Source organism: Hydrogenophaga sp. GW823-FHT04C09, from assembly GCF_058796355.1.
On the sequence record NZ_JBXAIO010000002.1, the window covers coordinates 486,431 to 498,382 of the forward strand.

Genomic DNA, 11,952 nt, shown 5'->3' on the forward strand with positions numbered 1-11,952 from the left:
AACCCACCCGCGGCGGACGCCTTGCCTTGCAAGCTGCGGTCCCTTGCCTTGGGTGACTGCCTTAAACTCAAGGTAAATCAATCACTTACGGCACACGACGGGTGTGACGCATTATAGTCAGCTCCCCGCCATTCGTGGTGGCCTTATTCACACCCATGCTCAGCAACCCGAATTCGGGGGAAATCCGACACATCACGGTTGACGAAGAGTCGGCGGGGCAGCGGTTGGACAACTTCCTCATCCGCATCCTCAAAGGGGTGCCCAAATCGCACATCTACCGCATCATCCGCTCGGGCGAGGTGCGCCGGAACAAGGGCCGGGTGTCGGCCGACGACCGCGTCGCCCTTGGCGATGTGTTGCGCATTCCGCCGATCCGGCTGTCCGAACGCGCCGAAGAGAAGGCGGCCCATCCGGCGCCGGCGCGCGAATTCCCGGTCGTGTTCGAGGACGAGGCCTTTCTGGCGATTGACAAGCCCGCCGGCGTGGCGGTGCATGGTGGCAGCGGCGTGAGTTTCGGCGTGATCGAACAAATGCGCCAGGCTCGGCCGCAGGCCCGATTGCTCGAATTGGTGCATCGCCTGGACCGGGAAACCAGCGGCCTGTTGCTGATTGCCAAGAAAAAGAGCGCGCTCAAGGCATTGCAGGACCAATTTCGCGAACGTGAAACCGGAAAAACCTATCTGGCGATGGTCAAAGGCGCCTGGCCCGCCCGCCTGAAGGTGCTGGACCAGCCTTTGCACAAATACCTATTACCTGATGGCGAACGCCGTGTGAGGGTGACGACAGCCGACGATCCGGACGGCATGCGCTCGGTCACGCTGGTGAAGGTGGCGCAGCGCGTGCCCGCACCACCAGGGCTGGAGGCGGTCGTTCCCGAAGGCTTCAGCCTGTTGGAGGTCACCATCAAGACCGGCCGCACCCATCAGATTCGCGTGCATTTGTCCAGCGCCGGCCATCCGATTGCGGGCGACGACAAATACGGCGATTTCGAACTCAATCGGCAATTGGCGCGAATTGGTTTGAAACGCATGTTCCTGCACGCCTGGCGTTTGAGGTTGACACATCCTGTCACCAAATCCGCGTTGGAACTGCAGGCCGAATTGCCGCCGGAGCTATATAAATGGCGATCCCCCGGAATAGAATGATGGTCTGCGTCGTTGGCAGACATCCGGTTCCGGATGGATCAAACATTACCTAAAAAGGACGATTTCAATGGCAAGTTATTCCGAACTCATGGCGCAAGCCCAGAACCTGATGGCACAGGCCGAGCAGGCGCGCAAGGACGAGCTCTCCGCGGTCATCGCCGACATCAAGGCGAAGATGAAGCAATTCGGCATCACCACCGCCGATCTGGGCAGCACCTCGGCGACCAAGAAGACCGGCAAATCCAAATCGGCCGCACCGGCCAAGTACAAAGGCCCGAACGGTGAACTCTGGGCAGGTGGCCCGGGCCGCAAACCCGAATGGGTTCGCGCCGTGCTGGCATCGGGCAAGAGTCTGGACAGCTACCTGATCTGATCCACTCCCCTGCCTCCTTGCACACGGCCCGCCTCTGGCGGGCTTTGTCTTTGGTACCCTCGAAAGCATGTTTCGAATACTTGTCGTCTGCATGGGCAACATCTGCCGCTCGCCCATGGCGGCCAGCGTGCTGCACGCCGCCATCGCGCGCCGCCAGCTGGCGCAGCGGGTGGAGGTGGATTCCGCCGGCACCTACGCCGGCCACCAGGGGGAGAAGCCCGACCGCCGGGCGATCACCCTGGCGATGGCGCGCGGTTACCCGCAGATCGAGCGCGAGCGGGCCCGCCGCGTGCGCGATGAGGACTACCGGAACTTCGACCTGATCCTCGCCATGGACGCGGACAACCTGGAGAACCTGCGCTTCAAGTGCCCGCCCGAGCACCAGCACAAATTGCACCTGTTCCTGGAGTACGCGGGTGTGGAGGGCCGGCGCGAAGTGCCCGACCCTTACTACGGCAATGCCCAGGGCTTCGAGGTGGTGCTGGGCCTGTGCGAGCAGGGCAGCGAGGGCGTGCTCGCACGGGTGCTGAGCACGCTGGACTGAGGCGGCTTCAGGCCTGGTGGTACTCGCGGTACCAGCGCACGAAGCGTTCGATGCCGTCCTTCAGAGGCGTGGAGGGCGCGAAGCCCACCCAGCGGTGCAGGGCCTCGGTGCTGGCGTAGGTCGCCGGCACGTCGCCGTCCTGCATGGGCAGGAATTCCTTGATCGCCTCGCGCCCCAGCGCCTGTTCGATGCAGCCGATGAAGTCCATCAGCGGCACCGGGTCGTGGTTGCCGATGTTGAAGATGCGGTAGGGCGGTCCACCCGCGTTCTCGGGCATGGCCGGTTTGTCGAGCACGCGCAGCACGCCTTCGACGATGTCGTCGATGTAGGTGAAGTCGCGCTTCATCTTCCCGTGGTTGAAGACCTGGATCGGCCGGCCTTCGAGCACCGCGCGGGTGAAGCTGAAGTAGGCCATGTCGGGCCGGCCCCAGGGCCCGTACACCGTGAAGAAACGCAGGCCGGTGGTGGGCAGCCCATAGAGGTGGCTGTAGGTGTGGGCCATCAGCTCGTTGGCCTTCTTGGTGGCCGCGTACAGGCTCACCGGGTGGTCGACGGCGTCGGTTTCCTCGAACGGCATCTTGGTGTTGCCGCCATACACGCTGGAGCTGGACGCGTAGACCAGGTGGCCCGGCTTCTGCGCGCGGCAGCCTTCCAGGATGTGGCCGAAGCCGGTGAGGTTGCTGTCGAGGTAGGCGTTGGGGTGCGTGATCGAGTAGCGCACACCGGCCTGGGCCGCCAGGTGCACCACGGCGTCGAAGCGGTGGCTGGCGAACAGCCGGGCCATGGCCTCGCGGTCCGCCACATCGACCTGTTCGAAGGCGAAACCCGGGTGCTTCTGCAGCGGCTCCAGCCGGGCGCGCTTGAGCGCGACGGCGTAGTAGTCGTTGAGGTTGTCGATGCCGAGCACCGTGTCGCCGCGCGCCAGCAGGCGCTGGGCGGTGTGCATGCCGATGAAGCCGGCCGCGCCAGTAAGGAGGATGTGCATGGCGGTATGTTAGCCGCCAGCCTGCCTCAGTCTTTCTGCCAGATCACCCGTTTTCCGGACGTTTCCCACGTTTCGTAGTACCGCGCGTACAGGTCTTCGATGCGGTTGCGCTTGACCTTGAAGGTGGGCGTGATGATGTCGTTGTCCACCGTCCAGGCGGTGGTGACGACCACGATGCACTGCAGCTGCTCGTGCGGGTCCAGCGTGGCGTTGATGCCCTTGAGGTGGCTGGCCAGCGAGGTTTCGAGCTCGGTGCGCGCGGCGGCGTCGTTCGCCACGCGCGCGGCCGCGTCCGCGTTGAGCATCACGATGCCCAGGGGCTGGCCCAGGTTGGCGCCGGTCACCACGCAGGCTTCCACGGCCTCGTGCATCACCAGCTTGTCCTCGATCGGCGCGGGCGCCACGTACTTGCCCTTGCCGGTCTTGAACAGGTCTTTCACACGGCCGGTGATGCGCAGCAGGCCCTGCTTGTCGATCGTGCCCTTGTCGCCGGTCTTGAGCCAGCCGTCTTCGGTGAAGGCCTCGCGGCTCTTCTCGGGCTCCTTGTAGTAACCCTGCATCAGCGCCTGGCTGCGCATCTGCACCTCGCCGGTCTCGGGGTCGAGGCGGTGCTGCACGCCGGCGTAGGTGGGGCCCACGGTCCCCTGCTGGTTCTTGCCCGGCTCGGTGATGTGCGAGAGCGCGAGGTTCTCGGTCATGCCGTAGCCCTCGTTGATGTTCAGGCCGAGCTGGCTGTACCACTGCAGCAGGGCCATGGGCATGGGCGCGGCGCCACCGGCGGCGAACTTGCACTGGTCCAGGCCCAGGGCCTTCATCACCTTGCGGCGCACGATGCTACCCAGGATGGGGATGCGCAGGAGCCGGTTGAGCTTGGCCGGCGGCATCTTGGCGTGGATGCCCTGCTGGAACTTGACCCACAGGCGCGGCACCGAGAAGAAGATGGTGGGCCGCGCGCGCTGCAGGTCGGCGGCGAAGGTGTCGAGCGACTCGGCGAAGTACACGTGCATGCCGGTGCGCAGCCAGCCGTGTTCGACCAGCATGCGCTCGACCACATGGGCCAGCGGCAGGTAGGACAGCATGCGGTCTTCGCCCGAGAGCGGGATGCGCTTGACGCCGGAGTCGATGGCCCAGGCGAAGTTGCCGAAGCTGTGCATCACGCCCTTGGGCATGCCGGTGGTGCCCGAGGTGTAGATCAGGGTCGCGAGTTCGTCGGCGCCGCGCGTGGGCTCACCCTGCAGCGGCTGGTGGCGGCCGCAGATCGCGTCCCAGCCTTCGTAAGCCTGGATCGCGTCCAGCGGCGAGAGCGCGTAGCTGATGCAGGGCAGGCCGGCGGGCACGCCGGGCTTCATGCCTTCCCAGCCATCGAGCTTGCCGATGAAGCAGGCCTTGGCCTCGCTGTGGGTGAGGATCTGGCGCACCGTCTCGGCCGCGAGCGTGGGGTAGAGCGGCACCGACACGTGGCCGGCCATCCAGATGGCGAGGTCGCTCATCATCCACCAGGCGCAGTTCTTCGAGAGGATCGCGACCTTGGAGCCCGGCGCCCAGCCTTGCGATTGCAGGTGGGTGGCCATGCGCCGCACCTGGTCGCCGATCTCGGCCCAGGTGAATTCCTGCACCGCGCCCGCGCCCATGGGCTGTGTGAGCGCAACGCGCTTGGGATCGGTCTTTTCCCAGTGGTACAGGCGTTGCAGGGCGAGCAGCTCGGGCGCGACTTGGGTCATGTGACGTGTCTCCGTTGTGTGTGTGCGAAGGGGGAATCTACCAAGCCCTCCGCACGCTGTTTAGAGGGTTTCACCTGTTGGGGCGCCACCGGCGGATCCCGGCGGAGTCACAGCCCCAGCAATTGCGCGAGGTCCAATGGCTTTGTGCGCTCCGCCGGCACGACGTGGCTTTCGAGATGGTCCAGGTGCGCGCGCATCGCCTTGACTGCCCGCTCGGTGTCGCCCGCGATCACCGCCGCGATGATGTTCGCGTGCTCCTGGTCCGAGCAGGAGACGCTCTTGCCAGGGTCACCGTGCGCGAGAAAGATCAAGGGCGTGCGGGCCACCAGCTGCTGCAGGAATTCGGTGAGCACCGTGTTGCCGGCGCATTGCGCGAGTTGCACGTGAAAGTCGGTCGACAACTTGATGCCGGTGCGCATGTCACCTGCGCGGTAGGTGTCCCGTTCCTGTTTCATGAGCTCACGCAAGGTCCTGAGCTGGTCCGCGTCGATCGACTCGGCCAGCCGCTCGATCACGAAACCCTCGATCAGCCGCCGGGCCGCGAAGATCTGGCCGACTTCCTCCAGCGAAGGGCTGGCCACGCTGGCGCCGTGCTGCGATCGAAGGGTGACCACCTTGGCGGTGGCGAGCCGTGCCAGCGTCTTTCGCACGACGCCACGCGTGACGCCGAAAGCCTGCGCCAGCGGTATCTCCTTGAGTTTGGTGCCGGGGGCGAGGCGTCGATCCAGGATGCCGTCGTACAGGGTTCTGTAAACGCGCTCCTCGGGCGACTCCTCCGGCTCGCGTGCCTTGCCCGCAGGCTTCGCCGGTTCGACGGCGGTCCGGGCCGACTTCTTGAAAGGGGGTGTCGCCGGGCCACCGGTCGTGGTGTCTCCAGCGCTCGTCTTCCTCGTTGCCATGGTGTGTTCTCTGGTGAGGGCTGCTTGCACCCGTCAGGGTGGTGCCGGATTTTATGCGGCCAAAAAATGTTAACACTAGCGTTTTTACTATGTTGACATTAATTGTTGACAGTGAAAGACTTGCCGCCATCGAACGCCTGTCGTTTCAGCCACGAGGAATCCATGCCAAGCGAGAACCAGCCATCGTTGCCACCCGCGGCGCCGTCGCGCATCCACTTCGTGGTGAACGGCCAGCCCCACCGGTTGGACAACCCCGATCCCAACCGCACCTTGCTCAATCACCTGCGCGAGGCGCTCGCGCTCACCGGAACCAAGGAGGGCTGCGCCGAAGGCGATTGCGGCGCCTGCACCGTGGTCGTGAGCGAGCCGCATGGTCAGGGCGTGCGCCGCCGCGCGGTCAATGCCTGCATCCAGTTGCTGCCGACCTTGCACGGCAAGGAGGTCCTGACGGTGGAGGGGCTGGCCAAACCGGGTGCCGATCTCCACCCGGTGCAGCAGGCCATGGTCGATGTCCACGCTTCGCAGTGCGGTTTCTGCACGCCGGGTTTCGTGATGTCGCTGCATGCGCTGCTGGTGTCGAGGCCCGATGCCAGCCGCGACGAGATCGAATGCGCGTTGGCGGGCAACCTCTGCCGGTGCACCGGTTACCGGCCCATCGTCGATGCGGCAAGAAAGGCCGGCCCGCAATGTGCGGAGGGGGGCGCGGCGTGTCTTACCCCGGTTTCATCGGTGGCGGATGCGGGTGAAAGCGTGGCGCTGGATGCCCACGGCCGGCAGTTCTGGGCACCGGTGGAACTGGACGATTTCGCCGCGCTTCGCATGGCCCACCCCGATGCGCGCATCCTCGCTGGCGGGACGGACCTTGGTCTGGTGCTGACCAAGAAGCGCCAGGACCTGCCGGCCTTGCTGTACGTCGGGCGGGTGGAGGCCTTGCGCCGCGTCGAGCGCAGCGCCAGCCACCTCGAGATCGGTGCGGCGGTGGCGTTGACGGATGCTTTCGAGCCCCTGGTCGAGCAGTACCCGGAGCTGGCCGAATGGGCGCGCCGATTTGCCTCGGTGCCGATCCGGAATGCGGGCACGCTGGGCGGCAACATCGGCAATGGTTCGCCCATTGGCGACTCGATGCCTGTGCTGATGGCGCTCGATGCCAGTCTGGTGCTGCGGCGCGGGCCGCACACCCGCGAGGTACCTCTGGACGCGTTCTACACCGGGTACCAGCGCAACGTGCTGGCCGCCGGCGAATTCATCGAGCGCATTCGCATCCCCCTGCGCGACCCGCGCCTGCAGGTTCGTGCCTACAAGATTTCGAAGCGCTTCGATCAGGACATTTCCGCGGTGTGCGGGGCGTTCTCTCTGGTGTGTGGTGATGACGGCACGGTGCAGCGCGTCCGGGTGGCCTTTGGCGGCATGGCCGCCACGCCGAGCCGCGCGCCCCGCTGCGAGGCGGCCCTGTTGCAGGGCCGCTGGGACGAGGCGGCGGTGCGCCAGGCCATCGCCGCGCTCGACCAAGACTTCGAGCCCATCGATGACATGCGCGCCAGCAAGTCCTACCGCCGGCTGGTGGCGCGCAACCTCCTGCGCAAATTCCATTTCGAAACCACGGGCGACACCCGGATCAGTGTGCTTGACGAGGAGGTGTTCGCATGAACCAGGATGCACGGCCCAACCCGCTCGGGGGTGTCGGCCAATCCATCGGGCATGACAGTGGTGCGCTGCATGTCACGGGCCGGGCCAACTACACGGACGATCTGCCCGAGCTGCGCGGCACGCTCTACGCGGCGGTGGGTCAGAGCACGCGGGCCCACGCCCGCATCCGCTCCATCGATCTCTCCGCGGTGCGCGCCGCGCCGGGTGTGGTGGCCGCCATGGTGGCCGAAGACATCCCCGGCACCAACGACTGCGGGCCGGTGGTGGCGGACGAACCCATCCTCGCGCAGGGCATCGTGCAATGCGTGGGGCAGGCGCTGTTCTCGGTGGCCGCCGAATCCATCGAGGCCGCGCGGCGGGCGCTGCGCCTGGCGGTGGTGGAGTACGAAGACCTGGAGCCGGTGTTCACCGTGCAGCAGGCGATGGCGAACCAGAGCTTCGTGCTGCCCACGCGCCATGTCGTGCGTGGCGATGCGCGCCAGGCCATCGAGCAGGCCCCCCATCGGCTGAGCAAGCGGTTCCGCATGGGCGGGCAGGAGCAGTTTTACCTCGAAGGCCATGTGGCTTACGCGGTACCGCGCGACGACGGGGGCATGCACGTCTACACCTCGACCCAGCACCCGACCGAGACGCAGCACCACGTCGCGCATGCGCTGGGCCTGGACGAAAAGGACGTGGTGGCCGAATGCCGCCGCATGGGGGGTGGCTTTGGCGGCAAGGAGAGCGGTTCCGTGCTGTTCGCTTGCAACGCCGCGCTGCTGGCCCAGAAGACAGGCCGGCCGGTGAAGCTCCGGGTGGACCGCGACGACGACATGGTGATGACCGGAAAACGCCACGACTTCGAGACCTGCTTCGACGTCGGTTTCGACGGCGATGGCCGCATCCTCGGCCTGGAGATGGACCTGGCAGGCCGCTGTGGTTATTCGGCCGATCTGTCGGCCGGCGTGAACGACCGCGCTGTGCTTAACAGCGACAACACGTATTTCCTGGAGCACGTGGCCATCCACTCCTACCGCTGCAAGACCAACACCGTGTCGGCCACCGCGTTCCGGGGTTTCGGCGGGCCTCAAGGGGCGCTGGGCATCGAGCAGGTCATCGACGAGATCGCCTTTCACCTCGGCAGGGAGCCGCTGGACGTGCGGCGCGCCAACTTCTACGGCACCGGGTCGAGGAACGTCACGCACTACGGCCAGACGCTCCAGGACAACGTGATCGAGGATCTGGTCGCCACGCTGGAGAAGAGCGCCGACTACCGGGAGCGCAAGGCCCGCGTGCGTGCCTTCAATGCCACCCACGCCCACTTGCGAAAGGGCATCGCGCTGACGCCTTTGAAGTACGGCATCTCGTTCACCTCGCCGCACCTCAACCAGGCGGGCGCGCTGTTGCACGTCTACACCGACGGCAGCGTGATGCTCAACCACGGCGGCACCGAGATGGGGCAGGGCCTGTTCACCAAGGTCTCGCAGGTGGTGGCCGAGGAGCTGATGATCGATGTCGACCGCATCCGCATCACCTCCTCGGACACCAGCAAGGTGCCCAACACATCGGCCACGGCCGCTTCCTCGGGCAGCGACCTCAATGGCAAGGCCGCTCAGGCGGCCGCGCGGCAGATCCGCGAGCGGCTGATCGACTTCGCGGCGAAGCATTTCGGCGTGCCGCAGGAGCAGGTGCGGTTCGTGCGCAATGCGGTGCAGGTGGGGGAGCGCACGGTGGCGTTCACCGAACTGGTCAAGCTCGCGTACTTCCACCAGATCTCGCTGTCGGCCACCGGCTTTTACCGCACCCCCACGCTCGACTGGAACGGCTCGACGCTGAGCGGTACCCGGCCTTTCTACTATTTCGTCTATGGCGCGGCCGTGACGGAGGTGGTGATTGACACGCTGACCGGCGAGTGCCGCGTGCTGCGCGCCGACATCCTGCACGACGTGGGGCGGTCGCTCAACCCGGCGCTCGATCGGGGCCAGGTAGAAGGGGCGTTTGCCCAGGGCATGGGCTGGCTCACCATGGAAGAGCTTTGCTGGAATGCCCAAGGGCGTCTCACGACGCATGCGCCCTCGACCTACAAGATCCCGGTGGCCAGCGACATGCCTCGTGATTTCCGCGTCGCGCTCTACGAATCGGCCGGCAACGTGGAAGACTCGATCCACCGGTCCAAGGCGGTGGGCGAGCCTCCTCTGCTGCATGGCATCTCGGTGTTCCATGCGATCCGCGATGCGATCGCCAGCGTGGCCGGGCATCGCCTGTCGCCCCAGCTTGATGCGCCCGCCACCGCGGAGCGCATCCTGTTCAGCGTGCTCGACCTGCGGGAGCGCGCCGATGCGCTCCAGCCCCGGCTCGAAGAAGCGGTCCTGGCATGAACGGCACCTCCACCGTGGACAGCGGCTGGCTCCATGGCGCGGCGCGGTTGCGCGACAGCGGCACGCCCTTCGTGCTGGTCACGGTGGTCCAGACGCGAGGCTCGGTGCCGCGCGAGACCGGCACGCGCATGCTCGTCACCGCGCAGGGCACGGAGGGGACGATCGGTGGTGGGCACCTGGAGCACGAAGCCATGGCCATTGCGAGGAGGCACCTGCGGTTGGCTGTCACCGGGGCGCACTGGCAGGCCTTCGCGCTCGGCGCGCGCCTGGGGCAATGCTGCGGTGGCGCGGTCGAGTTGATGTTCGAACTCGAAGTCGGCGCCGCGCTGGACTGGATCGATGTGTTGCAGCAAGCCTTGCAGCGCGGCGAAGCGGCCGTGATCGCCAGTGTGGTCGATGGGGTCTCCCACACCCGACTGGTCCTGGCGCCCTCGTCGGGCGCCTGGCAACGCGGCGAGGCGGATGCCACCACGTGGCGTCTGGCGCGCGACCTGCTCACCACGCCGGCCTTGACGGCACCCGAAGGGCCGCCATCCCCGCAGAAGAACGGGCCGCGGCGCTTCGTGCAGCGCATCGAACCTCCCGGGCTGGACGTGTGGGTCCATGGCGCGGGCCACGTGGGCCGAGCGCTGGTCGCCGTGCTGGGCCTGCTGCCTTGCCGCGTGACCTGGGTGGACAGCCGGCCCGATGAATTTCCCAGCGAGGTGCCGCCCAACGTGCGCGTGCTGTGTTCGGACGACGGCGAGCACGAGGTGGATGAAGCGCCGCCAGGGGCTTGCCATCTGGTCATGACCCACAGCCACGCGCTTGACTTCGAGCTGAGTCTGCGCCTCCTGCGCCGGGCCGATTTCCGGTACTTCGGGCTCATCGGCTCGGCCACCAAGCGCCGCAGCTTCGAGCACCGCCTGGCCGATCGCGGCATCGACCGCGCCATGTTGTGCCGCATGCGGTGCCCGATCGGCATCGACGGTGTGAGTGGCAAGGAGCCCGGTGTGATCGCTGTCGCGGTCGCCGCTCAACTGCTGGGCCTGCGCGAGGAGATCGCGCGCGGCCCCGAACCGATGGGATGGCGGAACGCGGGCGCGGCAAGCGCGCGCATCGCCGAGACCCAGTGCTGACGGGTGACGCTCTCGCCCATGGAACTTCAACGACACCAAGGACCCATCATGAACCCATCCCGCAGATCGGCCGTTCTCTCGCTCGCATCCCTGGCGGCCGCGCCTGGACTTCTTCGCGCACAGGGCAAGGCGCCCCTGGAGGTCGCGTTCCTCTACGACAACCCCATCGGCGATGTGGGCTGGGTGCGGCAGCATGAAAACGGGCGCCTGGCGATCGAGCAGAAGCTCGGTGCGCAGGTGAAGACCAAGTACGTGCAGGTGCCCACGGGCGCCGACTCCGAGCGTGTGATGCGCACACTGGCGCAAAGCGGCACCAAGCTGATCTACGGCGTGTCCTTCGGCTACATGAACCCCATGGCCAAGGTGGCCGCCCAGTTCCCCGACACGGTCTTCATGAACGCGCAGGGTTTCATGACGAGCAAGAACATGGGCGTCTACTCGGCGCGCGTGTACGAAGGCTTCTACCTGAACGGCGTGGTGGCCGGGCACATGAGCAAGAGCGGCGTGGTGGGCTACATCGCCTCGCTGCCCGTGCCCGAGGTGGTGCTCGGCCTGACCGCTTTCATCCAGGGCATGCGCAGCGTGAACCCCAAAGGCACGGTGCGCATCGTCTGGCTCAACACCTGGTACGACCCGGGCCGCGAGCGCGAGGCGGCCAACGCCCTGCTGAGCGACGGGGCGGACATCCTGACCTCGGTGCTGTCTTCGCCCGTCGCCGTGCAGGTGGCCGAAGAGCGCGGCGTGGGTGCGGTGACCTGGCAGAGCGACATGTCCAAGTACGGGCCGAAGGCGCAACTCTCCTGTGCCTTGCTGGACTGGTCGAATCCCTATGTGGACATCACCAGGGCGGTGATCGACGGAAGCTGGAAGCCCGGCAATGCATGGCTGGGTGCGAAGGAGGGGGTGATCCGCATGGTGGCCTTGAACCCCTCGTTGCCGACCGACCTCAAGGCGCTGCTGGTGCGCAAGGAAGCGGAGATGAAGGCGGGCAGCTTCCATCCCTTCGTGGGGCCGATTCTTGACCAGGATGGCAAGGAACGCGTGGCCGCCGGCGTGGTGCCCAGCGACGACGAACTGCGCAAGATCGACTGGCTCGGTGCCGGCATCCAGGGCCGCCTGCCCACGCGGCGCTGACGCGACCGCCTCGCTGCCCCAAGGACACA

10 protein-coding genes are annotated in these 11,952 nt (G+C 66.5%); 7 read left to right on the plus strand and 3 right to left on the minus strand.

Features of this window, described 5'->3' with window-relative positions; translation table 11 throughout:
• Nucleotides 1–155 precede the first annotated feature (155 nt).
• The 3 genes from AC1Q9M_RS07485 to AC1Q9M_RS07495 all read left to right on the plus strand — a co-directional run bounded on the left by AC1Q9M_RS07485 (nt 156) and on the right by AC1Q9M_RS07495 (nt 2,062).
• Nucleotides 156–1,145: an RluA family pseudouridine synthase gene (locus tag AC1Q9M_RS07485; protein ID WP_382323504.1), complete on the plus strand. Its 990-nt coding sequence runs from the start codon at nt 156–158 to the stop codon at nt 1,143–1,145.
• 67 nt (nt 1,146–1,212) lie between these two features.
• Nucleotides 1,213–1,518 carry an H-NS histone family protein gene (locus AC1Q9M_RS07490; RefSeq protein WP_382160701.1) on the plus strand — a complete coding sequence of 102 codons (306 nt, stop codon included), beginning with the start codon at nt 1,213–1,215 and terminating at the stop codon, nt 1,516–1,518.
• Between the two features lie 67 nt (nt 1,519–1,585).
• The gene (locus tag AC1Q9M_RS07495; protein ID WP_291115547.1) at nt 1,586–2,062 is read left to right on the plus strand and encodes a low molecular weight protein-tyrosine-phosphatase; all 477 of its coding nucleotides are present in this window, start codon (nt 1,586–1,588) and stop codon (nt 2,060–2,062) included.
• 7 nt (nt 2,063–2,069) lie between these two features.
• Here AC1Q9M_RS07495 and AC1Q9M_RS07500 read toward each other — a convergent pair whose 3' ends face one another.
• From AC1Q9M_RS07500 to AC1Q9M_RS07510, 3 genes are all read right to left on the minus strand, one after another.
• A complete protein-coding gene (locus AC1Q9M_RS07500) occupies nt 2,070–3,047 on the minus strand; it encodes an NAD-dependent epimerase (protein WP_382323505.1) in 978 nt (325 codons plus the stop codon).
• A gap of 26 nt (nt 3,048–3,073) precedes the next feature.
• On the minus strand, nt 3,074–4,768 hold the full coding sequence (locus AC1Q9M_RS07505; protein WP_492433113.1) for an AMP-binding protein: 1,695 nt from the start codon (nt 4,766–4,768) through the stop codon (nt 3,074–3,076).
• Between the two features lie 107 nt (nt 4,769–4,875).
• Nucleotides 4,876–5,667, minus strand: coding sequence for a GntR family transcriptional regulator (locus tag AC1Q9M_RS07510; RefSeq protein WP_444688340.1), 792 nt, complete (start codon nt 5,665–5,667; stop codon nt 4,876–4,878).
• Between the two features lie 111 nt (nt 5,668–5,778).
• Between AC1Q9M_RS07510 and xdhA the strand changes: the two genes are divergently transcribed.
• Genes xdhA through AC1Q9M_RS07530 form a run of 4 tightly spaced genes read left to right on the plus strand, consistent with a single transcriptional unit; the run spans nt 5,779 to nt 11,923 of the window.
• Nucleotides 5,779–7,314 (plus strand): xanthine dehydrogenase small subunit, encoded by a 1,536-nt coding sequence (gene xdhA, locus AC1Q9M_RS07515; protein WP_492433115.1) that lies wholly within the window; start codon nt 5,779–5,781, stop codon nt 7,312–7,314.
• Entirely contained in the window at nt 7,311–9,671 is a 2,361-nt protein-coding gene (gene xdhB / locus AC1Q9M_RS07520) for a xanthine dehydrogenase molybdopterin binding subunit (RefSeq protein ID WP_492433117.1), read from the plus strand. Before xdhA ends, xdhB begins: the two co-directional genes overlap by 4 nt.
• Nucleotides 9,668–10,789, plus strand: coding sequence for a xanthine dehydrogenase accessory protein XdhC (gene xdhC / locus AC1Q9M_RS07525; protein WP_492433119.1), 1,122 nt, complete (start codon nt 9,668–9,670; stop codon nt 10,787–10,789). The genes xdhB and xdhC overlap by 4 nt, the downstream gene beginning before the upstream one ends.
• 48 nt (nt 10,790–10,837) lie before the next feature.
• A complete protein-coding gene (locus AC1Q9M_RS07530) occupies nt 10,838–11,923 on the plus strand; it encodes a BMP family ABC transporter substrate-binding protein (protein ID WP_382327235.1) in 1,086 nt (361 codons plus the stop codon).
• Nucleotides 11,924–11,952 lie beyond the last annotated feature (29 nt).